The organism is Kosakonia sp. ML.JS2a (assembly GCF_025642095.1).
Classification (GTDB): domain Bacteria; phylum Pseudomonadota; class Gammaproteobacteria; order Enterobacterales; family Enterobacteriaceae.
This window is the reverse complement of record NZ_CP106754.1, coordinates 5,157,767-5,180,741: the sequence shown is the minus strand read 5'-3', so window position 1 is coordinate 5,180,741 and position 22,975 is coordinate 5,157,767. Positions and strand designations below refer to the sequence as shown.

Sequence of the window (22,975 nt, the reverse complement as noted above, 5' to 3'; positions counted from 1 at the left end):
ATAACTTTTTTTAAATTAGGGGTTGTCAGCCGGAATTAACTCCCTATAATGCGCCTCCACTGACACGGCACAACGGCAAACACACCGGCCTGTCAGGCGAAGAAATCTGAAAATATTCAGTTGACTTCGCAGCGGGAAAGCGTAATATGCACACCCCGCGCCGCAGTGAAAACGCAGCGGCACTGCTCTTTAACAATTTATCAGACAATCTGTGTGGGCACTCAAAGTGACATGGATTCTTAACGTCTCAGGACGCTAAATGAATACCAAGTCTCACGAGTGAACACGTAATTCATTACGAAGTTTAATTCGATGAGCATCAAACTTTTAAATTGAAGAGTTTGATCATGGCTCAGATTGAACGCTGGCGGCAGGCCTAACACATGCAAGTCGGACGGTAGCACAGAGGAGCTTGCTCTTCGGGTGACGAGTGGCGGACGGGTGAGTAATGTCTGGGAAACTGCCTGATGGAGGGGGATAACTACTGGAAACGGTAGCTAATACCGCATAACGTCGCAAGACCAAAGAGGGGGACCTTCGGGCCTCTTGCCATCAGATGTGCCCAGATGGGATTAGCTAGTAGGTGGGGTAACGGCTCACCTAGGCGACGATCCCTAGCTGGTCTGAGAGGATGACCAGCCACACTGGAACTGAGACACGGTCCAGACTCCTACGGGAGGCAGCAGTGGGGAATATTGCACAATGGGCGCAAGCCTGATGCAGCCATGCCGCGTGTATGAAGAAGGCCTTCGGGTTGTAAAGTACTTTCAGCGGGGAGGAAGGTGTTGTGGTTAATAACCACAGCAATTGACGTTACCCGCAGAAGAAGCACCGGCTAACTCCGTGCCAGCAGCCGCGGTAATACGGAGGGTGCAAGCGTTAATCGGAATTACTGGGCGTAAAGCGCACGCAGGCGGTCTGTCAAGTCGGATGTGAAATCCCCGGGCTCAACCTGGGAACTGCATTCGAAACTGGCAGGCTGGAGTCTCGTAGAGGGAGGTAGAATTCCAGGTGTAGCGGTGAAATGCGTAGAGATCTGGAGGAATACCGGTGGCGAAGGCGGCCTCCTGGACGAAGACTGACGCTCAGGTGCGAAAGCGTGGGGAGCAAACAGGATTAGATACCCTGGTAGTCCACGCTGTAAACGATGTCGATTTGGAGGTTGTGCCCTTGAGGCGTGGCTTCCGGAGCTAACGCGTTAAATCGACCGCCTGGGGAGTACGGCCGCAAGGTTAAAACTCAAATGAATTGACGGGGGCCCGCACAAGCGGTGGAGCATGTGGTTTAATTCGATGCAACGCGAAGAACCTTACCTGGTCTTGACATCCACAGAAGTTTCCAGAGATGGGAATGTGCCTTCGGGAACTGTGAGACAGGTGCTGCATGGCTGTCGTCAGCTCGTGTTGTGAAATGTTGGGTTAAGTCCCGCAACGAGCGCAACCCTTATCCTTTGTTGCCAGCGGTCCGGCCGGGAACTCAAAGGAGACTGCCAGTGATAAACTGGAGGAAGGTGGGGATGACGTCAAGTCATCATGGCCCTTACGACCAGGGCTACACACGTGCTACAATGGCGCATACAAAGAGAAGCGACCTCGCGAGAGCAAGCGGACCTCATAAAGTGCGTCGTAGTCCGGATTGGAGTCTGCAACTCGACTCCATGAAGTCGGAATCGCTAGTAATCGTGGATCAGAATGCCACGGTGAATACGTTCCCGGGCCTTGTACACACCGCCCGTCACACCATGGGAGTGGGTTGCAAAAGAAGTAGGTAGCTTAACCTTCGGGAGGGCGCTTACCACTTTGTGATTCATGACTGGGGTGAAGTCGTAACAAGGTAACCGTAGGGGAACCTGCGGTTGGATCACCTCCTTACCTTAAAGAACCTGCCTTTGCAGTGCTCACACAGATTGTCTGATGAAAAGAAAGAAGCAAGGCGTCTTGCGATTGAGACTTCAGTGTCCCCTTCGTCTAGAGGCCCAGGACACCGCCCTTTCACGGCGGTAACAGGGGTTCGAATCCCCTAGGGGACGCCACGCGTTAACTGATGAGGTCAAACCTCCAGGGGACGCCACTTGCTGGTTTGTGAGTGAAAGTCACCGGCCGATGTATCTCAAAACTGACTCACGAGTCATGTTTGAGATATTTGCTCTTTAAAAATCTGGATCAAGCTGAAAATTGAAACACAGAACAGTGCGAACTGTTCTGCGAGTCTCTCAAATTTTCACAACTGATGATGGATCGCAAGAAACATCTTCGGGTTGTGAGGTTAAGCGACCAAGCGTACACGGTGGATGCCCTGGCAGTCAGAGGCGATGAAGGACGTGCTAATCTGCGAAAAGCGCCGGTAAGGTGATATGAACCGTTATAACCGGCGATGTCCGAATGGGGAAACCCAGTGTGACTCGTCACACTATCATTAACTGAATCCATAGGTTAATGAGGCGAACCGGGGGAACTGAAACATCTAAGTACCCCGAGGAAAAGAAATCAACCGAGATTCCCCCAGTAGCGGCGAGCGAACGGGGAGGAGCCCAGAGCCAGAATCAGCTTGTGTGTTAGTGGAAGCGTCTGGAAAGTCGCGCGATACAGGGTGACAGCCCCGTACACAAAAATGCACAGGTTGTGAGCTCGATGAGTAGGGCGGGACACGTGGTATCCTGTCTGAATATGGGGGGACCATCCTCCAAGGCTAAATACTCCTGACTGACCGATAGTGAACCAGTACCGTGAGGGAAAGGCGAAAAGAACCCCGGCGAGGGGAGTGAAAAAGAACCTGAAACCGTGTACGTACAAGCAGTGGGAGCACCCTTTGGGGTGTGACTGCGTACCTTTTGTATAATGGGTCAGCGACTTATATTCTGTAGCAAGGTTAACCGAATAGGGGAGCCGAAGGGAAACCGAGTCTTAACTGGGCGTTAAGTTGCAGGGTATAGACCCGAAACCCGGTGATCTAGCCATGGGCAGGTTGAAGGTTGGGTAACACTAACTGGAGGACCGAACCGACTAATGTTGAAAAATTAGCGGATGACTTGTGGCTGGGGGTGAAAGGCCAATCAAACCGGGAGATAGCTGGTTCTCCCCGAAAGCTATTTAGGTAGCGCCTCGTGAATTCATCTCCGGGGGTAGAGCACTGTTTCGGCTAGGGGGCCATCCCGGCTTACCAACCCGATGCAAACTGCGAATACCGGAGAATGTTATCACGGGAGACACACGGCGGGTGCTAACGTCCGTCGTGAAGAGGGAAACAACCCAGACCGCCAGCTAAGGTCCCAAAGTCATGGTTAAGTGGGAAACGATGTGGGAAGGCCCAGACAGCCAGGATGTTGGCTTAGAAGCAGCCATCATTTAAAGAAAGCGTAATAGCTCACTGGTCGAGTCGGCCTGCGCGGAAGATGTAACGGGGCTAAACCATGCACCGAAGCTGCGGCAGCGACACTATGTGTTGTTGGGTAGGGGAGCGTTCTGTAAGCCTGTGAAGGTGTGCTGTGAGGCATGCTGGAGGTATCAGAAGTGCGAATGCTGACATAAGTAACGATAAAGCGGGTGAAAAGCCCGCTCGCCGGAAGACCAAGGGTTCCTGTCCAACGTTAATCGGGGCAGGGTGAGTCGACCCCTAAGGCGAGGCCGAAAGGCGTAGTCGATGGGAAACAGGTTAATATTCCTGTACTTGGTGTTACTGCGAAGGGGGGACGGAGAAGGCTATGTCATCCGGGCGACGGTTGTCCCGGTTTAAGCGTGCAGGTGTGTGCTCCAGGCAAATCCGGAGCGCTTTAACACTGAGGCGTGATGACGAGGCACTACGGTGCTGAAGTGACAAATGCCCTGCTTCCAGGAAAAGCCTCTAAGCATCAGGTAACACGAAATCGTACCCCAAACCGACACAGGTGGTCAGGTAGAGAATACCAAGGCGCTTGAGAGAACTCGGGTGAAGGAACTAGGCAAAATGGTGCCGTAACTTCGGGAGAAGGCACGCTGATGCGTAGGTGAAGTGACTTGCTCACGGAGCTGAAATCAGTCGAAGATACCAGCTGGCTGCAACTGTTTATTAAAAACACAGCACTGTGCAAACACGAAAGTGGACGTATACGGTGTGACGCCTGCCCGGTGCCGGAAGGTTAATTGATGGGGTTATCCGTAAGGAGAAGCTCTTGATCGAAGCCCCGGTAAACGGCGGCCGTAACTATAACGGTCCTAAGGTAGCGAAATTCCTTGTCGGGTAAGTTCCGACCTGCACGAATGGCGTAATGATGGCCAGGCTGTCTCCACCCGAGACTCAGTGAAATTGAACTCGCTGTGAAGATGCAGTGTACCCGCGGCAAGACGGAAAGACCCCGTGAACCTTTACTATAGCTTGACACTGAACATTGAGCCTTGATGTGTAGGATAGGTGGGAGGCTTTGAAGCGTGGACGCCAGTCTGCGTGGAGCCAACCTTGAAATACCACCCTTTAATGTTTGATGTTCTAACGTGGACCCGTAATCCGGGTTGCGGACAGTGTCTGGTGGGTAGTTTGACTGGGGCGGTCTCCTCCTAAAGCGTAACGGAGGAGCACGAAGGTCAGCTAATCCTGGTCGGACATCAGGAGGTTAGTGCAATGGCATAAGCTGGCTTGACTGCGAGCGTGACGGCGCGAGCAGGTGCGAAAGCAGGTCATAGTGATCCGGTGGTTCTGAATGGAAGGGCCATCGCTCAACGGATAAAAGGTACTCCGGGGATAACAGGCTGATACCGCCCAAGAGTTCATATCGACGGCGGTGTTTGGCACCTCGATGTCGGCTCATCACATCCTGGGGCTGAAGTAGGTCCCAAGGGTATGGCTGTTCGCCATTTAAAGTGGTACGCGAGCTGGGTTTAGAACGTCGTGAGACAGTTCGGTCCCTATCTGCCGTGGGCGCTGGAGAATTGAGGGGGGCTGCTCCTAGTACGAGAGGACCGGAGTGGACGCATCACTGGTGTTCGGGTTGTCATGCCAATGGCACTGCCCGGTAGCTAAATGCGGAAGAGATAAGTGCTGAAAGCATCTAAGCACGAAACTTGCCCCGAGATGAGTTCTCCCTGAGACCTTGAGTCTCCTGAAGGAACGTTGAAGACGACGACGTTGATAGGCCGGGTGTGTAAGCGCAGCGATGCGTTGAGCTAACCGGTACTAATGAACCGTGAGGCTTAACCTTACAACGCCGAAGATGTTTTGGCGTGAGAGACGCGATAATCAGCTTGATACAGATGATGTCAGGGCGCGTGTGCGGTCTGATAAACAGAATTTGCCTGGCGGCACTAGCGCGGTGGTCCCACCTGACCCCATGCCGAACTCAGAAGTGAAACGCCGTAGCGCCGATGGTAGTGTGGGGTCTCCCCATGCGAGAGTAGGGAACTGCCAGGCATCAAACACGAGAAACCCTGACCGTAAGGTCAGGGTTTTTTGCTTTTATTCCTTGTGAAAAAATCGGTGAAACTAACCGGTGAAGCGTAACCAGCGCAAAATAAAGTCGGTAATCTGTTCAATATTGTTCAGATCCAGCACTGGAACGCTGATTTCCAAAGGTTCATCGCTGGCCACAGCGATAACATGCTCATCCAGTATGAGTTCTTGCAGACTATGTCCGCAGTTTTGTCGCCAAAGCAGGATCTTTGCTACCGCTTCATGCTTAAACCCTTCCACCAGAACCACATCCAGTGTTGAGGCATCCATCCGACTGACCAGATACGTCAGGTCCAGTTCTGTATCATCCGGTGTTTCCGTCATCAAAGCCCAGCGCTGAGAACTTGCCACCAGCGTTTGCGCCGCCCCCGCCTTACGTAATTCATAACTGTCTTTGCCTGGCTTATCGACATCCATATCGTGATGGGTATGTTTGATTAAACCCGGTCGGATTCCGTGTGCGCAAAGTGCCGGGATCAGTTTTTTTAGAAGGGTTGTTTTACCTGTACCGCTCCAGGCTGCAATAGCGAGTAAAGGGATCATGAATTCTCCTGCCAGTGAGCGAGATCGTCTGGTGTATTTACATTGGCAAATGCGATTTTCACATCGCTAAAATCTACAGGATGTCCGCCTGATTCACGCATAAACACCATTACTCTGCGTTCCCCGCGCGCCAGGTAGTCTTGTAACGCTGGCAAAATGCGTCTGTTAATCAGAGCAATAGCTGGATGATCTCGCTCGCCATCATGCACCCACACCGCCGGGGCCTGTTGACGTTGATCCCGCAACCGGGCGAAAAGATTCTCTGGCACATAAGGCGTGTCGCAAGGACAAAACAGAAACCACTCACTGGCTATTTGCTGCATTACCGAAAGTATTCCTGCCAGCGGGCCGGGAAAATCATTCATACTGTCAGACACCACGGTCAGGCCACTGGCACGGTAGATATCGAGATTGCGGTTGGCGCTGATCACCACGTTTTCAACCTGCGGCGCCAGTCTCTGCGCGACATGTTGCCATAAAGGTTTGCCGTTCAGCTCCAGCAAACCTTTATCTTTTCCCCCCATGCGCGAGGCCTTTCCTCCCGCCAGTACTACGCCGGTTACTGCACTGCTGTCCGTCACAGTTATCGCCTCTTTTATTGTGGGATTGACCCTGCTAACGTGTCTGTACCAAGAGTAAGGAGCACGACCATGAAATGTAAACGCCTGAACGAAGTTATCGAACTTCTCCAGCCTGCATGGCAGAAAGAGCCGGAACTGAATTTACTGCAATTTTTGCAGAAACTGGCGAAAGAATCAGGTTATGACGGCGAACTGGCTGATTTAAGTGACGACATTCTGATCTATCACCTGAAAATGCGCGATTCCTCGAAAGATGCGGTGATCCCTGGTATTCAAAAGGATTATGAAGAAGATTTCAAAACCGCTCTGCTGCGTGCTCGAGGCGTGATTAAAGAGTAAAAGCTTGTAAGCGGTGCCACCGAAAACGCTGCGAAATGATATCCTGAATCATTCGTTGTATTTTCGGATGACAGGATGACCTGTAACGCCTTTACTTTCCAGACACTACACCCGGATACCATCATGGATGCGCTGTTTGAGCAGGGGATCCGGGTGGACTCTGGTCTCACTCCGCTCAACAGCTACGAAAACCGTGTCTACCAGTTTCAGGATGAAGACCGCCGCCGTTATGTGGTGAAGTTTTATCGTCCCGAACGCTGGTCAGCAGAGCAAATCCTCGAAGAGCATGAGTTTGCCATTGATTTACAGCGTGATGACGTTCCCGTTGCCGCGCCGCTTGCCTTTAACCACCAGACATTGTTGACCCATAACGACTTCTTTTTTGCGGTTTTCCCCAGTGTTGGTGGCCGCCAGTTCGAAGCTGACAATCTCGATCAGATGGAATGGGTTGGGCGGTATCTTGGGCGTCTGCATCAAACCGGCAGTAAAAAACGCTTCGCCCATCGACCGGACATTGGGGTAAAAGAGTATTTACTTGAACCACGCCAGCTCTTTGAAACAACTGCGCTAATCCCTGCGGGTTTAAAAAGCGAGTTCCTGTCTGCTGTTGATAAGCTCATTGATGCAGTTATGGCGCAATGGCACAACCGCTTTAATCTGCTGCGCCTGCACGGTGACTGTCATGCCGGGAATATTCTCTGGCGCGACGGACCGATGTTTGTCGATCTGGATGATGCCCGCAATGGTCCTGCGATTCAGGATCTGTGGATGCTGCTGCATGGCGATAAAGCCGAGCAGCGTATGCAGCTTGAGATGATCGTTGAAGCTTATGAAGAATTCAGCGAGTTTAATCACGCCGAATTAGGCCTTATTGAGCCGCTGCGCGCCATGCGGATGGTCTACTATCTTGCGTGGCTTATCCGTCGTTGGGGCGATCCGGCATTCCCCAAAAATTTCCCCTGGCTGAACAGTGAAGATCACTGGCGCAGGCAGACATTGAGTTTCCTTGAGCAGGTGAAAGTTCTGCAGGAACCCCCTTTAGCATTAACACCCATGTATTAAACGGAGAGAGTTAACCATGAAGAAGATTTGGCTGGCGCTGGCAGGAATGATTCTGGCATTTAGCGCCTCTGCGGCACAGATCACCGACGGCAAGCAGTTTATTACTCTGGATAAACCCGTGGCTGGCGAGCCGCAGGTGCTTGAGTTCTTCTCATTCTACTGCCCGCACTGCTATGACTTTGAACGCGTATGGCATATTGCCGATGCGGTTAAGCAAAAGCTGCCGGAAGGCACCAAAATGACCAAGTATCACGTAGAGTTTCTTGGCCCGTTGGGTAAAGAGATGACGCAAGCGTGGGCGGTAGCGATGGCGCTGGGCGTGGAAGATAAGATCACCGCGCCAATGTTTGAAGCGGTACAGAAAACCCAGATCGTTCAGTCGGTTGCCGACATCCGCGACGTCTTTATCGCTGCGGGTGTGAAGGGGGAAGAGTATGATGCCGCCTGGAACAGCTTTGTGGTGAAATCGCTGGTTGCTCAACAAGAAAAAGCCGCTGCCGATCTGCAGTTGCAAGGAGTTCCGGCCATGTTTGTGAATGGCAAATACCAGGTTAATCAGCAGGGCATGGATGGCAGTAGCCTGGATGCCTTCGTGAAAGATTATGCCGACACGGTGAAATTCCTGGTCGAGAAGAAGTAAAAGAAAACGCCGGTCATTGACCGGCGTTTTTGTATTGTGTCTTTATCGCATCAATGTGTTCGTCTTTACCTGCCCATAGTTTATTCAGCCACTGCTGAAAACCACGTTTAAAATTCTTATCGCTGACGTAGTCCCCGTGTAGCTCTTCATTTACCGGGAGCAGGTTAACGCGTACAACAATGCGAGTCAGTTTACCGCTGAGCATATCCTGGAAAGGGGTCTTATCGTTTTCCGGGTAGCATAACGTCACATCCAACAGCTTATCGAATTGCGTCCCCAACACATTTAACGCCATGGCGACACCTGCGGCTTTTGGCGGCAGCAGGTTTTTATAGGGGGAGCGCGTCTCGTTGCGTTTTTCTTCGGTAAAACGCGAGCCTTCAACAAAATTGACTATCGTGGTGGGGTGATGGCGAAACTTCTCACAGGAACGGCGTGTCGTTTCCACATCTTTGCCACGGCGTTCAGGATGGCGGATCAAATACCCCCTGGAGTAGCGGCGCATAAATGGCATATCCAGCGCCCAGCAGGCAAGGCCGATAAACGGAACCCAGGCCAGTTGTTGCTTGAGGAAGTACTTATTCATCGGGATATGTTTGCGAAACAGCACGCACAACACCACGATATCCGCCCAGCTATGATGATTACAGATCAGCAAATACCAATTCTTTTTATTCAGGCTTTCCAGCCCTTCGACATCCCACTTTAAATGCGGATTAAGATACAGCAGCCAGGAAAGCCCTTCGCACCAGCAGTACATCATGAAATTACAGAAGGTTGAGATTGCACGCCAAAGCGCCGGAACCGGGAGTAATAGTTTGAGTATGCCGGCAATAATAATCGGCACGGAGCAAGCGACAGTTACCAATATGGTGAGCAGGACACTCAACGTAAGAGTGAATACTGCAAGCAATCTCGACATAGTTAAATTATTCAGAAAGTTAGCTGCTGAAGGCGCACCTGAGAAAAGCGCAATGGGCGATTTTATCAGAAAACAGAGGGCAGGAATGCTTAAACCTTGCTGGTAGTACCTGGTTATGCTGGCGCGGGAAAAGCAAATCATCTTTTCTTATATCCACATAGCTTAAATTGTCATCATAAAGCCATAAGGATCCTTTTCACTGTTTTAACTATATGAAATAAAAGGTTTTGTATAATACTGCGATCTTAGTTAAGACACAAAAGTCCAGCCTGAAAGAAACTATACACAAACTTATCCACAGGTTGAATATGCGAGCGATCCCGACGATCGCGAAATCTTTGCTGGCAATTACCGCGAAAAATTCATGTTTCCCCCGGTCTGTGGCATCCTTGGACCATAAATTGATAAACAGGCACGGACATCATGGTTCAGATCCCAGAAAATCCCCTTATCCTTGTTGACGGTTCGTCTTACCTCTATCGCGCTTATCATGCGTTCCCCCCCCTGACCAACAGCGCGGGCGAACCCACAGGGGCGATGTATGGCGTACTGAATATGCTGCGTAGCCTGATTTTGCAGTACCAGCCGACACATGCCGCGGTGGTGTTTGATGCGAAAGGAAAAACCTTCCGTGACGAACTGTTTGAACATTACAAATCGCATCGCCCGCCGATGCCGGATGATCTGCGTGCGCAAATAGAACCCCTCCACGCCATGGTCAAAGCCATGGGATTACCGCTGTTGGCGGTTTCCGGCGTAGAAGCGGACGATGTGATCGGTACGCTGGCGCGCGAAGCAGAAAAAATGGGTCGCCCGGTGCTGATCAGCACGGGTGATAAAGATATGGCGCAACTGGTCACGCCAAATATCACTCTGATCAATACCATGACCAACACCATTCTTGGTCCAGATGAAGTGATCACCAAATACGGCGTTCCGCCGGAGCTGATTATCGATTTCCTTGCACTGATGGGCGACTCTTCGGACAACATCCCGGGTGTACCTGGCGTCGGTGAGAAAACCGCACAGGCGCTGCTGCAGGGGCTTGGTGGTTTAGATACGTTGTATGAGCAGGCGGATAAAATCGCTGGCCTGACTTTCCGCGGTGCGAAAACCATGGCCGCGAAGCTGGAGCAGAGTAAAGAGGTGGCTTACCTCTCTTATCAGCTGGCAACGATTAAAACTGATGTTGAGCTGGAGCTGACATGCGAACAGCTTGACGTGCAGCAGCCTGTGGCGGAAGAGCTCCTCGGGTTGTTCAAACAGTATGAATTCAAACGCTGGATCACCGATGTTGAAGCCGGTAAGTGGTTGCAGGCAAAAGGGGCGAAACCGGCAACGAAACCTCAGGAAACCATTACGATAGACGCCAGTGCGGATATCCCGGCAGCAACGCTCTCTGCGGATAATTACGTCACTATCCTTGATGAAGAGACGCTGCAACAATGGATTGCAAAGCTGAAAAGCGCGCCACTGTTTGCTTTTGATACCGAAACCGACAGCCTGGACAATATTAGCGCCAACCTGGTTGGGCTCTCTTTTGCCACTGAACCGGGTGTTGCGGCATATGTGCCGGTAGCGCATGACTATCTGGATGCGCCGGACCAAATTTCCCGTGAACGTGCATTGGAGCTGCTCAAGCCGCTGCTGGAAGATGAAAAAGCCATTAAAGTCGGGCAGAACCTGAAATACGATCGCGGCGTGCTGCAAAATTACGGTATTGAACTGCGCGGTATTGTGTTTGATACCATGCTGGAGTCCTACACGCTGGACAGCGTAGCGGGTCGCCATGATATGGACAGCCTCTCTGAACGCTGGCTGAAACACAAAACCATCACCTTTGAAGAGATTGCCGGCAAAGGTAAAAATCAACTGACCTTTAACCAGATCGATCTGGAACAGGCAGGTCGCTACGCGGCGGAAGATGCTGACGTTACTTTGCAACTGCATCTGAAGATGTGGCCGGAACTGCAAAAAAATGCCGGACCGCTTAACGTGTTTCAGAACATTGAAATGCCGCTGGTGCCAGTGATCTCTCGCATCGAACGCAACGGGGTTAATATCGATCCTGCGGTACTGCATAAACACTCGGAAGAGCTGACCCTGCGTCTGGCAGAGTTGGAGAAAAAAGCCCATGAGATCGCCGAAGAGCCTTTTAATCTTTCGTCCACTAAGCAGCTACAAACTATTCTTTTTGAAAAACAGGGTATTAAACCGCTGAAGAAAACGCCGGGCGGCGCACCGTCTACGTCGGAAGAGGTGCTGGAAGAGCTGGCGCTTGACTATCCACTGCCGAAAGTGATCCTTGAGTACCGTGGGTTGGCGAAACTCAAATCAACCTACACCGATAAATTGCCGTTGATGATTAACCCGAAAACCGGGCGCGTCCATACGTCGTATCATCAGGCGGTGACGGCGACAGGGCGTTTATCTTCAACCGATCCCAACCTGCAAAATATTCCGGTGCGCAATGATGAGGGCCGACGTATTCGTCAGGCATTTATCGCGCCGAAAGATCATGTGATTGTCTCTGCGGACTACTCGCAAATTGAGCTGCGTATTATGGCTCACCTGTCGCGCGATAAGGGCCTGCTGTCGGCATTTGCCGAAGGGAAAGACATTCACCGCGCGACGGCGGCGGAAGTGTTTGGCCTGCCGCTCGAAAGCGTCAGTAATGAGCAGCGTCGTAGCGCCAAGGCCATTAACTTTGGTCTGATCTACGGTATGAGCGCGTTTGGTTTATCACGCCAGCTCAATATTCCGCGCAAAGAGTCGCAAAAATATATGGATCTCTACTTTGAGCGCTATCCGGGCGTGCTGGATTATATGGAACGCACGCGTGCGCAGGCGAAAGATCGCGGTTATGTCGAAACTCTCGAAGGGCGCCGACTTTATCTGCCGGATATCAAATCCAGTAATGCGGCCAGACGAGCCGGAGCAGAACGTGCGGCAATCAACGCACCGATGCAGGGTACGGCGGCGGATATTATTAAGCGCGCGATGATTGCGGTAGACGCATGGTTGCAAAGTGAAAAACCTCGCGTTCGTATGATCATGCAGGTTCACGATGAACTGGTGTTTGAGGTGCACAAAGACGATCTTGAAGCAGTGTCGAAAAAGATCCATGAACTGATGGAGAGCAGTACGACGCTTGATGTGCCGTTGCTGGTGGAAGTCGGGAGCGGGCAAAACTGGGATCAAGCGCACTAAGTCCGCGGCGGATAAGGTTCTTTTTTGTAAGTAAGCAACAAATGACCGGGAGTTTTGTGATGATCATTAGAATTCCCTATGTAAAAATTGAAAAGAAATTACAAAAAGTGCTTTGTCCGGATCCAAAAAGGGAGTAGAGTTATTTGCGTAGGGTACAGAGGTAAGATGTTCTATCTTTCAGACCTTTTACTTCACGTAATCGGATTTGGCTGAATATTTAGCCGCCCCAGTCAGTAATGACTGGGGCGTTTTTTATTGTGCAAAAGAAAGAAAAAACGCGGCGGACGCCGCGTGATGGAAGGGATTACTCGTTACTTTCTTCAACCGGCGGCAGCGAGCTAAACCAGGTGTCCAGCTTTTCACGCAATTTGTCCACACCCTGTTTTTTCAGGGAAGAGAACGCTTCAACCTGAACGTCTCCCTGGAAAGCGAGCACGGCTTCACGCACCATATTGAGCTGCGCTTTGCGCGCGCCGCTGGCAAGTTTGTCCGCTTTAGTGAGCAACACCAGCACCTGAAGATTGCTGTCTACTGCCCATTGGATCATCTGCTGATCCAGATCTTTTAACGGATGGCGAATATCCATTAACACCACCAGACCCTGCAGGCACTGGCGTTTTTCCAGATACTCCCCGAGCGCGCGCTGCCATTTGATTTTCATCTCTTCCGGCACTTCTGCATAGCCGTAACCCGGCAGGTCGACCAGGCGTTTGCCGTCGGCGACTTCAAACAGGTTAATAAGTTGCGTACGGCCCGGAGTCTTTGACGTGCGCGCCAGGTTTCTCTGGTTTGTCAGCGTGTTAAGCGCACTCGATTTTCCTGCATTGGAGCGGCCAGCAAAAGCCACTTCGATACCGGTGTCGGCGGGTAAGTGGCGAATATCAGGCGCACTGGTGACAAAGTGCGTCTGTTGGTAATTCCAGTTAGTCAAAATGGTCGTCTCCATCTGAAAGCATGCGGCGATTATACCTGAACTGCTGCAAAAGGCTGTTTTTCTCGTCAGAAACTCACCTGTAAGCCGTTGTCTTAAGTGTTGTAAGAGATTGGCTATTCCTGCTATGCGAACTTTCAGAGAAGTTGCAGGCACCCGAAACCGGTAAACTATGTTAAATCAATGAGTTGGTTTTAAAGAATTTTCCTAATTTATCGGATCGAGGTATCTAACTGCTTGTCAGTTTCGCTCAGAAGGGTAAAGTAACTCGCAGGCCAGGAGGCTAAAGAAGGAAGGATGACTCAAGGAGTGAGGGGTCAGGAGCGCCAGGAGGCGAAGACAGGACAAAACGTCTGGAGACGTTTACACGGAAAAGGAACCCCAACAGGGAATGTTCGACGCTAACGGAAAAACAGGGCTGGTTGATAGCGCACACGGAATGTAGAACCCATTATGGGTTGAGGGTCAAGAAAAAAGGCGACAGTTTGCACTGTCGCCTTTTTTCTTTGCTTGCTTTCTGCTAGATTCCGCCGCAATTCTATACTGAAGAAAACGACTTAAGACGACCATCATGAAAAAACCGTCCACCCAACCACGCGGCAAAGTACGCCGTAAAACACGTGAAGAATTGAATCAGGAAGGCCGCGATCGCAAACGTGACAAAAAGCATCGCGGTAATGCTTCTGGCAGCCGCGCGAACGGTGGCGCTGAGTCTTCCGGCTCCGGCAAGGGGAAACCGCAAAAAGATCCGCGCACAGGCAGCAAAAAACCGATCCCACTGGGCGTTACCGAACCCCAGGTTAAAAAGCACCACAAACCTAAGAGCGAGAAACCTATGCTTTCACCGCAGGATGAGTTGGAGATGCTGGAAACGGATGAGCGCCTGGATGCGCTGCTGGAACGTCTGGAAGAGGGCGAAACCCTGAGCGCGGAAGATCAAGCGTGGGTGGATGCCAAACTGGATCGCATTGATGAGCTAATGCAGAAGCTGGGTCTCTCTTACGATGATGATGAAGATGAGGAAGAAGAAGAGCGCAAGGAAGATATGATGCGTCTGCTGAAAGGCGGCAATTAATCCTTTTCTATGGGCCTTCCCGTCCTGCTTATAACCCTTCCGGTTATATGTTATCTGGTGTGGTTATTCGTTAAACTACAGCGGTTGTCGCGGCGCAAAGTGTGGCTGCGCAACCGGCTTATGACCCGCAATGAGGTCAGGCCGGGCCGCCGGACCCGCCAGCGGCGTCATCGGAAGGAGTAAGCAATGTCAGAGCATGTGATCGACTGGGACCTGGCCCTCATCCAGAAATATAACTATTCCGGGCCGCGTTACACTTCATACCCTACCGCGCTGGAGTTTTCCGACGCTTACGGCGAAGAGGATTTTCAGCGTGCTGTTGCGCGTTATCCGGAGCGTCCGCTATCGCTGTACGTTCATATCCCGTTTTGTCACAAGCTGTGCTATTTCTGCGGCTGCAATAAGATTGTTACCCGGCAGCAGCATAAAGCCGATCAATACCTGGACGCGCTGGAACAAGAGATTGTTCATCGTGCGCCGCTGTTTAAAGGCCGCCACGTCAGCCAGTTGCACTGGGGCGGCGGTACGCCAACTTACCTGAATAAAGCGCAAATCAGCCGCCTGATGGGGCTTCTGCGAGGGCATTTTGCCTTTAACGATGATGCGGAAATCTCGATCGAAGTCGATCCCCGTGAAATTGAGCTGGACGTTCTCGATCATCTGCGCAGCGAAGGTTTTAATCGCCTGAGCATGGGCGTGCAGGACTTTAATAAAGAAGTCCAGCGGCTGGTGAACCGCGAGCAGAATGAAGATTTTATCTTCGCGCTGCTGAATCACGCCCGGAAAATCGGTTTTACTTCGACCAATATCGATCTGATTTATGGGCTGCCAAAACAGACGCCGGAAAGCTTTGCCTTTACGCTACAACGCGTGGCGGCGCTGAGCCCGGATCGTCTGAGCGTGTTCAACTATGCGCATTTGCCGACGCTGTTCGCCGCGCAGCGCAAAATCAAAGATGCCGATCTGCCTTCCGCCCAGCAGAAGCTGGATATTTTGCAGCAAACCATCACCTCGCTCACCACATCGGGTTATCAGTTTATCGGTATGGATCACTTTGCCCGTCCGAATGATGAGCTGGCTGTGGCGCAGCGTAACGGCGTGTTACACCGCAATTTCCAGGGTTACACCACCCAGGGCGATAGCGATCTGCTGGGGCTGGGCGTTTCCGCTATCAGCATGATTGGCGACAGCTACGCGCAAAACCAGAAAGAGCTGAAACACTATTATCAGCAGGTGGACGAACGCGGTAACGCGCTATGGCGGGGGATTGCGCTAACCCGTGATGACTGTATTCGCCGTGACGTGATCAAAATGCTGATCTGTAATTTCCGTCTGGCGTTCGGTGCGGTGGAAAATGTCTGGGGTATCGATTTTCGCGACTATTTTGCCGAAGATTTGCGCTTGTTAGCGCCGCTGGTGGATGACGGGCTGGTGGCGGTTGATGAAGCCGGGTTGCAGGTAACGGCGAAAGGGCGTTTGCTGATCCGCAATATTTGCATGTGCTTCGACGCTTATCTGCGCCAGAAAGCGCGGTTGCAGCAGTTCTCAAGAGTGATTTAGCGAGCGTGTTATCAGGCCTACAACAGTATGCATAGGCCTGATAAGCGCAGCGCCATCAGTAAGACTAGCTAAACAGCCCAACCAACGCGGCGCAAAGCACAGCCGCGATGGCTGTTTGCGGTGTATGGCTTGCAGACGCGCCAGCTTCGACGCCTGTCGTAACCATATTGATGAATGATTCCAGCATGATGAACTCCCCCGTGAACGGGCAAGATCATACTTAACTGCGGGTAACAGTAAAGGGTGAAATCGCAGCAATTTGCACTGACTATTCAATCTTTACACTTCTGCCGTCGTCTACTCCATTCCCAGCTCTTTCAGCTTACGCGTCAGGGTATTGCGGCCCCAGCCGAGCAAGCGTGCCGCTTCCTGTTTATGGCCCTGCGTATGCCGCAATGCGGTGGTCAGCAGTGTCCGTTCCATCTCCGGTTGCGCTTCAGAGAGCAGATTTTGATGACCGGAACGCAGCGCGCGATCCGCCCATTGCGCCAGCAGGGTTGCCCAACTGTCCGGCAGACTCTGTGACGGGTTATCCGGTGTGGTCGTTTCGAAAAGCTCGGCAGGCAGATCCTGAATCAGGACTTCCTGACCTGCAGCCATTACCGTCAGCCAGCGACAGGTATTTTCGAGCTGACGCACGTTCCCGCCCCAGGGCAGACGCGTTAATGCCGCTTCCGTTTCTGGGTGGAGTTGCTTGGTTTCCACCCCCAGTTCACGGGCAGCAACCTGCAAAAAGTGCCGCGCAAGGCGAGGGATATCTTCCCGACGTTCGCGCAGTGGCGGCAAGTGCACGCGAATAACGTTCAGGCGGTGGAATAAATCCTCACGGAATTTCCCTTCCTGAACACGCAGCTCAAGGTTCTGGTGCGTGGCTGCGATAATGCGCACATCGACTTTTACCGGTGCATAACCACCCACGCGATAGAACTGGCCATCAGCCAGCACGCGCAGCAAACGGGTCTGCACATCCAGCGGCATATCGCCGATTTCGTCGAGAAACAGCGTCCCGCCATCGGCCTGTTCAAAACGGCCCTGACGCACGGTGTTCGCGCCGGTAAAGGCCCCTTTCTCGTGACCAAACAGCTCAGACTCGATCAAATCTTTTGGTATCGCAGCCATATTCAGCGCAATAAACGGCGCTTTTACCCGTGGGCTATGGCGATGCAGCGCATGCGCGACCAGCTCTTTACCGGTCCCGGATTCGCCGTTAATCAGCACGCTAATGGACGAACGCGACAGGCGACCAATAATGCGGAATACATCCTGCATTGCCGGGGCCTCGCCGATGATGTCGGTTGTCGGACCGCTGGCCTGTACATTACGTGGTTGCTGCTGTTCCTGATAATGGCTGATTGCGCGCTCGACCAGCGCAACGGCTTCATCAATGTCAAATGGCTTGGGCAGATAATCAAACGCCCCTTGTTGATAGGCGCTGACGGCGGCATCCAGATCGGAATGTGCGGTCATAATGATGACCGGAAGCATCGGATGGCGCTGCTTTATCTGTTTCAGTAACGCAAGTCCATCCATCCCTGGCATACGAATATCCGAAAGCAGTACATCAGGGGTTTTGGTGGTTAGCGCATCTAGCACTTCATTGGCACTTTCAAATGTTGTACAACTCAAGCCTGCCCCGGTGAGCGCGCGTTCCAGCACCCAACGGATGGAGCTATCGTCATCAACGATCCAGACTATCCCTCGTTGCATAAACACCTCTACTTCCGAATAGGCAGGTAAACCGAAAATTCGGTATGTCCTGGCCAACTGGTAAATTCAATTTTGCCAGAATGTTGATCGATCAAACTTCGTGCGATAGATAACCCAAGCCCGGTGCCGCCTTCACGCCCGCTCACCATCGGATAGAACAGCGTATCCTGGAGATGCGAAGGAATGCCTGGACCGTTATCTTCCACATCTATTCTCGCCGCCAGGCGATAGCGCACACCGTGCAGCGTTAACTGGAAAGCGGTACGGGTACGTAAAATGATCTCGCCACCTTCCGGTCCCAGCGCTTGCAGCGCATTGCGAACAATATTCAGTAAAACTTGCTCGATTTGGTCGGGATCGTGAGCCAGTTCCGGCAGGCTGGGATCGTAATCGCGGACCAGCGTGACGTTATCCGGCAGTTCCATCGACACCAGATTCACCACACGTTCGGCAACCTTATGAATGCTTTCAGTAACATGCATTCCGGGCTGTTGCGGACCAAGCAGACGATCCACCAGATTGCGCAGACGGTCGGCCTGCTCGATGATCACTTTGGTATATTCCAGCAATGCCGGATCGGGCAGCGCTTTACTCAGCAATTGTGCGGCGCCACGTAGTCCACCAAGCGGGTTTTTGATTTCATGGGCCAGTCCACGCACCAGGTCGCGTGCGGCGACTTGTTGGGCATGCTGGAGCTGCTCCTGACTCAGACGTCGCTGGTTATCCATCGGCGCCATTTCCAGCAGGATCAACCCCTCCGGCAAACGTTGCGCCGTCAGTGAAAGAATGTGTGAACGCCCGTCAATGACGAGTGTGACTTCGTTATCGGTAAACCCCTGTCCGGCGTGCAGACTTTCCCGCATCAGATCGATGTTCAGTGAGAAGTAGCTCAGTAATTCAGGCAGAGGTGTGCCAAATAACTTACGTGAACTCTGCGCCAGTAATTGTTGCGCAGCCGGGTTCGCGTAATGCACTGCCAGTTCATCATCAACCAGCAAGATGCTGTTGATTAAAGAATTGAGGATCTGCCCAGCATCGGGCAGCACGCCACTTGCCATTCAGCAGTCTCCCGGATAGTTGCACTAATTTAGTGCAGTATAGCTTTTTATCGGTAAAAAGCGCGATAGATCAGGTTGTTGGTGGAGAAAAAAGCCCATCCTGGGATGGGCTAAAAAGTTCCACGGCAACAAATCCTCTGGCGTCTTTCTCGCCGTAACTGCGTTGGCTGCCTTCGCTCACCCCGGTCACATAGTTATCTATGCTCCCGAGGATTCGCTCAGTTGCCGCCTTGTTACGACAAGAAATCCGCTGAGTATTAAATTTATTAAACGCTGTAGTACAGTTCGAACTCTACCGGGTGCGGCGTCATGCGAACGCGGTCGTTTTCTTCGATACGCAGCGCGATGTAGGCATCGATCGCGTCGTCGGTGAATACGCCGCCAGCAGTCAGGAACTCGCGGTCAGCGCTCAGTGCGTTGAGTGCTTCTTCCAGAGAGCCTGCAACCTGCGGGATTTCTTTCGCTTCTTCAGCCGGCAGATCGTACAGGTTTTTGTCCATGGCTTCGCCCGGATGGATTTTGTTTTTAATACCATCCAGACCGGCCATCAGCAGTGCTGCGAAGCACAGGTACGGGTTCGCTGCCGGATCCGGGAAACGCACTTCAATACGACGCGCTTTCGGAGAAGCAACCACTGGGATACGGATAGAAGCAGAACGGTTACGGGCAGAGTAAGCCAGCATTACCGGAGCTTCGTAACCCGGGACCAGACGCTTGTAGGAGTTGGTGGTCGGGTTAGACAGGGCGTTGATGGCTTTCGCGTGTTTGATTACGCCGCCAATGTAGTACAGCGCTGTTTCAGACAGGCCTGCATATTTGTCGCCAGAGAACAGGTTGGTGCCGTTCTTGGACAGGGACATATGGCAGTGCATACCGGAACCGTTATCACCGAACATCGGTTTCGGCATAAAGGTCGCGGTTTTACCGAAACGGTGCGCAACGTTGTGCACAACGTATTTGTAGATCTGAATTTCGTCCGCTTTTTTGGTCATGGTGTTGAAGCGGGTTGCCACTTCGTTCTGACCAGCAGTCGCCACTTCGTGGTGGTGAGCTTCAACAACCAGGCCCATTTCTTCCATCACCAGACACATGGTGGAACGCAGGTCCTGAGCGGAGTCAACCGGTGGAACCGGGAAGTAACCGCCTTTAACTGCCGGACGGTGACCTTTGTTACCACCTTCGTATTTGGTAGAGGAGTTCCACGCGCCTTCGATATCGTCGATAGCAACGCTGGAACCGGAAATGGAGCTGCCGAAACGAACGTCGTCAAACAGGAAGAATTCCGGCTCTGGCCCGAACAGAACGGTGTCTGCAATGCCGGTAGCGCGCAGGTACTCTTCAGCACGTTTCGCGATGGAGCGCGGGTCACGGTCGTAACCCTGCATGGTGCCAGGTTCCAGGATATCGCAACGGATGATCAGCGTAGGTTCTTCGTAGAACGGGTCAATGACAGCGGTAGTCGCGTCCGGCATCAGTACCATGTCGGATTCGTTGATGCCTTTCCAGCCACCAATCGAAGAACCATCAAACATTTTACCTTCTTCGAAGAAGTCGGCATTGACCTGATGGGCTGGGATAGTGACGTGCTGTTCTTTACCTTTAGTATCTGTGAAGCGCAGATCAACAAACTTCACTTCGTGCTCATTCAGCATCGTCAAAACGTGTTCAGCGGACATACTTAAACTCTCCCGGATTTGTCATTGTCGTCGTGGTAACGAGGTCTTCAAATACTACGTAAACCTGGCGTTGTTGCCGTAAAATAGTTAAAGCGAAATCTATGCCAACTTTTAAATGCCCCTAAAAAGGCGTTATTATGCACGGTATAGTGCAAAAGGGCTGCACCATGATGGTTAAGCTGCACCAATATAGTGCTTCAATGTGAACATTGGGCACTATATTGGTGCAATTTTCGTTAAATGCCCCTTTTAACGCTCCGTGAAAGCGATCACAAAGCAACTCTGCAATACTTGTTTGCGGAGGATGTTTGTGATCCTGTTTAGTCCTTCGATTAATACGTGTACAATAACGCGCTATTTCTAATGCCTGAGGCAAAGTTGTGATCGAAAATCTGCGTAACATCGCCATCATTGCTCACGTTGACCACGGTAAAACGACCCTGGTTGACAAGCTGCTGCAGCAATCCGGTACGTTCGACGAACGTGCTGAAACACAAGAGCGTGTGATGGACTCCAACGATTTGGAGAAAGAGCGTGGGATTACCATCCTCGCGAAAAACACCGCTATCAAATGGAATGATTACCGTATCAACATCGTTGATACCCCAGGGCACGCCGACTTCGGTGGTGAAGTTGAGCGTGTGATGTCCATGGTTGATTCCGTGCTGCTGGTGGTTGACGCATTTGACGGCCCGATGCCGCAAACGCGCTTCGTGACCAAAAAAGCATTTGCCCATGGCCTGAAACCGATTGTGGTAATCAACAAAGTTGACCGCCCTGGCGCGCGTCCTGATTGGGTTGTTGACCAGGTCTTTGACCTGTTCGTTAACCTGGACGCGACCGACGAGCAGCTGGACTTCCCGATCGTTTACGCTTCTGCGCTGAACGGTATCGCGGGTATGGACCACGAAGACATGGCTGAAGACATGACCCCGCTGTACCAGGCGATTGTTGACCATGTACCGGCACCGAACGTTGATCTGGACGGCACCCTGCAGATGCAGATCTCTCAGCTCGACTACAACAACTACGTTGGTGTAATCGGCATTGGTCGTATCAAACGCGGTAAAGTGAAACCGAACCAGCAGGTCACTATCATTGATAGCGAAGGCAAAACCCGTAACGGTAAAGTCGGTAAAGTACTGACTCACCTGGGGCTGGAGCGTATTGATAGCGAAGTCGCAGAAGCGGGCGATATCATTGCGATCACCGGTCTGGGCGAGCTGAACATCTCTGACACCATCTGCGATCCGCAAAATGTAGAAGCGCTGCCGGCGCTGTCTGTTGATGAACCGACCGTGACCATGTTCTTCAACGTCAACACCTCTCCGTTCTGCGGTAAAGAAGGTAAGTACGTGACTTCACGTCAGATCCTCGACCGTCTGAACAAAGAGCTGGTGCACAACGTTGCGCTGCGCGTGGAAGAAACCGAAGATGCGGATGCGTTCCGCGTATCCGGTCGTGGTGAACTGCACCTGTCCGTTCTTATCGAGAACATGCGTCGTGAAGGTTTCGAAATGGCGGTTTCCCGTCCGAAAGTTATCTTCCGCGAAATCGACGGCCGTAAACAAGAGCCGTTCGAAAACGTTACGCTGGACGTTGAAGAGCAGCACCAGGGTTCTGTGATGCAGGCGCTCGGTGAGCGTAAAGGCGACCTGAAAAACATGAATCCGGACGGTAAAGGCCGCGTACGTCTCGACTACGTGATCCCAAGCCGTGGTCTGATTGGCTTCCGTTCTGAGTTCATGACCATGACCTCCGGTACCGGTCTGCTGTACTCCACTTTCAGCCATTACGATGATGTTCGTCCGGGTGAAGTGGGTCAGCGTAACAACGGCGTACTGATCTCCAATGGTCAGGGTAAAGCGGTTGCGTTCGCACTGTTCAGCCTGCAGGACCGCGGTAAGCTGTTCCTGGGCCATGGCGCGGAAGTTTACGAAGGCCAGATCATCGGTATTCACAGCCGTTCTAACGACCTGACTGTTAACTGCCTGACCGGTAAAAAACTGACCAACATGCGTGCGTCCGGTACGGACGAAGCCACGGTTCTGGTTCCGCCGGTTAAGATGACGCTTGAGCAGGCGCTGGAGTTTATCGATGACGACGAACTGGTTGAGGTTACTCCTCAGTCCATTCGTATCCGTAAACGTCACCTGACTGAGAACGACCGTAAACGCGCAATGCGCGGTACGAAAGAAGAGTAAGATCGCTTCTTTGCCAGTAAATGAAAAAGCCGCTGAAGTCAGCGGCTTT

General features: G+C 52.0%; 16 protein-coding genes, 1 tRNA gene and 3 rRNA genes. 12 read left to right on the top strand and 8 right to left on the bottom strand.

Features of this window, described 5'->3' with window-relative positions:
- Positions 1 to 329 precede the first annotated feature (329 nt).
- From N7922_RS24425 to rrf, 4 genes are all read left to right on the top strand, one after another.
- Positions 330 to 1,871, top strand: a 16S ribosomal RNA gene (locus N7922_RS24425).
- Positions 1,872 to 1,956: 85 nt separating this feature from the next.
- A tRNA-Glu gene (locus N7922_RS24420) sits at positions 1,957 to 2,032 on the top strand.
- 231 nt (positions 2,033 to 2,263) lie between these two features.
- A 23S ribosomal RNA gene (locus N7922_RS24415) occupies positions 2,264 to 5,170 on the top strand.
- Between the two features lie 93 nt (positions 5,171 to 5,263).
- Positions 5,264 to 5,379, top strand: a 5S ribosomal RNA gene (rrf, locus tag N7922_RS24410).
- The 16S, 23S and 5S rRNA genes sit together here with 1 tRNA gene alongside, the layout of an rRNA operon.
- A 72-nt stretch (positions 5,380 to 5,451) precedes the next feature.
- On the opposite strand, the gene mobB is transcribed toward rrf, so the two are convergent.
- Entirely contained in the window at positions 5,452 to 5,961 is a 510-nt protein-coding gene (gene mobB, locus N7922_RS24405; protein ID WP_263098645.1) for a molybdopterin-guanine dinucleotide biosynthesis protein MobB, read from the bottom strand.
- Complete coding sequence (gene mobA / locus N7922_RS24400; protein WP_411554298.1) at positions 5,958 to 6,485, bottom strand: molybdenum cofactor guanylyltransferase MobA; 528 nt, start codon at positions 6,483 to 6,485, stop codon at positions 5,958 to 5,960. Before mobA ends, mobB begins: the two co-directional genes overlap by 4 nt.
- Before the next feature lie 126 nt (positions 6,486 to 6,611).
- Between mobA and N7922_RS24395 the strand changes: the two genes are divergently transcribed.
- From N7922_RS24395 to dsbA, 3 genes are all read left to right on the top strand, one after another.
- Positions 6,612 to 6,881, top strand: a complete 270-nt coding sequence (locus N7922_RS24395) for a YihD family protein (RefSeq protein ID WP_061499540.1) — start codon at positions 6,612 to 6,614, stop codon at positions 6,879 to 6,881.
- Positions 6,882 to 6,956: 75 nt separating this feature from the next.
- Entirely contained in the window at positions 6,957 to 7,943 is a 987-nt protein-coding gene (locus N7922_RS24390; protein WP_263098643.1) for a serine/threonine protein kinase, read from the top strand.
- A gap of 16 nt (positions 7,944 to 7,959) precedes the next feature.
- Positions 7,960 to 8,583 (top strand): thiol:disulfide interchange protein DsbA, encoded by a 624-nt coding sequence (gene dsbA, locus N7922_RS24385; protein ID WP_263098642.1) that lies wholly within the window; start codon positions 7,960 to 7,962, stop codon positions 8,581 to 8,583.
- A 13-nt stretch (positions 8,584 to 8,596) separates the two neighbouring features.
- Here the strand turns inward: dsbA and N7922_RS24380 are convergent, their stop codons facing one another.
- Positions 8,597 to 9,451: an acyltransferase gene (locus tag N7922_RS24380; protein ID WP_263100999.1), complete on the bottom strand. Its 855-nt coding sequence runs from the start codon at positions 9,449 to 9,451 to the stop codon at positions 8,597 to 8,599.
- Here N7922_RS24380 and N7922_RS24375 point away from each other — a divergent pair.
- Both N7922_RS24375 and polA read left to right on the top strand, forming a co-directional pair.
- Positions 9,345 to 9,611, top strand: a complete 267-nt coding sequence (locus N7922_RS24375; protein ID WP_263101009.1) for a hypothetical protein — start codon at positions 9,345 to 9,347, stop codon at positions 9,609 to 9,611. The two genes, N7922_RS24380 and N7922_RS24375, sit on opposite strands and share 107 nt — an antisense overlap.
- Positions 9,612 to 9,928: 317 nt before the next feature.
- Positions 9,929 to 12,715: a DNA polymerase I gene (gene polA / locus N7922_RS24370; RefSeq protein ID WP_263098641.1), complete on the top strand. Its 2,787-nt coding sequence runs from the start codon at positions 9,929 to 9,931 to the stop codon at positions 12,713 to 12,715.
- Positions 12,716 to 13,019: 304 nt separating this feature from the next.
- Here polA and yihA read toward each other — a convergent pair whose 3' ends face one another.
- Positions 13,020 to 13,646: a ribosome biogenesis GTP-binding protein YihA/YsxC gene (yihA, locus tag N7922_RS24365; protein WP_148654743.1), complete on the bottom strand. Its 627-nt coding sequence runs from the start codon at positions 13,644 to 13,646 to the stop codon at positions 13,020 to 13,022.
- A 571-nt stretch (positions 13,647 to 14,217) separates the two neighbouring features.
- Here yihA and yihI point away from each other — a divergent pair.
- Together yihI and hemN are read left to right on the top strand one after the other, a co-directional pair.
- On the top strand, positions 14,218 to 14,721 hold the full coding sequence (gene yihI, locus N7922_RS24360) for a Der GTPase-activating protein YihI (protein ID WP_263098640.1): 504 nt from the start codon (positions 14,218 to 14,220) through the stop codon (positions 14,719 to 14,721).
- A gap of 186 nt (positions 14,722 to 14,907) precedes the next feature.
- On the top strand, positions 14,908 to 16,281 hold the full coding sequence (gene hemN, locus N7922_RS24355; RefSeq protein ID WP_263098639.1) for an oxygen-independent coproporphyrinogen III oxidase: 1,374 nt from the start codon (positions 14,908 to 14,910) through the stop codon (positions 16,279 to 16,281).
- A gap of 64 nt (positions 16,282 to 16,345) precedes the next feature.
- On the opposite strand, the gene N7922_RS24350 is transcribed toward hemN, so the two are convergent.
- The 4 genes from N7922_RS24350 to glnA form a co-directional block, all read right to left on the bottom strand.
- The gene (locus N7922_RS24350; protein ID WP_139109680.1) at positions 16,346 to 16,468 is read right to left on the bottom strand and encodes a YshB family small membrane protein; all 123 of its coding nucleotides are present in this window, start codon (positions 16,466 to 16,468) and stop codon (positions 16,346 to 16,348) included.
- A 110-nt stretch (positions 16,469 to 16,578) separates the two neighbouring features.
- Positions 16,579 to 17,988, bottom strand: a complete 1,410-nt coding sequence (glnG, locus tag N7922_RS24345; RefSeq protein ID WP_263098638.1) for a nitrogen regulation protein NR(I) — start codon at positions 17,986 to 17,988, stop codon at positions 16,579 to 16,581.
- An 8-nt stretch (positions 17,989 to 17,996) separates the two neighbouring features.
- Positions 17,997 to 19,046, bottom strand: a complete 1,050-nt coding sequence (gene glnL, locus N7922_RS24340) for a nitrogen regulation protein NR(II) (protein WP_263098637.1) — start codon at positions 19,044 to 19,046, stop codon at positions 17,997 to 17,999.
- Positions 19,047 to 19,312: 266 nt separating this feature from the next.
- Positions 19,313 to 20,722, bottom strand: a complete 1,410-nt coding sequence (gene glnA / locus N7922_RS24335) for a glutamate--ammonia ligase (RefSeq protein ID WP_263098636.1) — start codon at positions 20,720 to 20,722, stop codon at positions 19,313 to 19,315.
- Positions 20,723 to 21,102: 380 nt separating this feature from the next.
- Between glnA and typA the strand changes: the two genes are divergently transcribed.
- A complete protein-coding gene (gene typA / locus N7922_RS24330; RefSeq protein ID WP_263098635.1) occupies positions 21,103 to 22,926 on the top strand; it encodes a ribosome-dependent GTPase TypA in 1,824 nt (607 codons plus the stop codon).
- Positions 22,927 to 22,975: the final 49 nt, after the last annotated feature.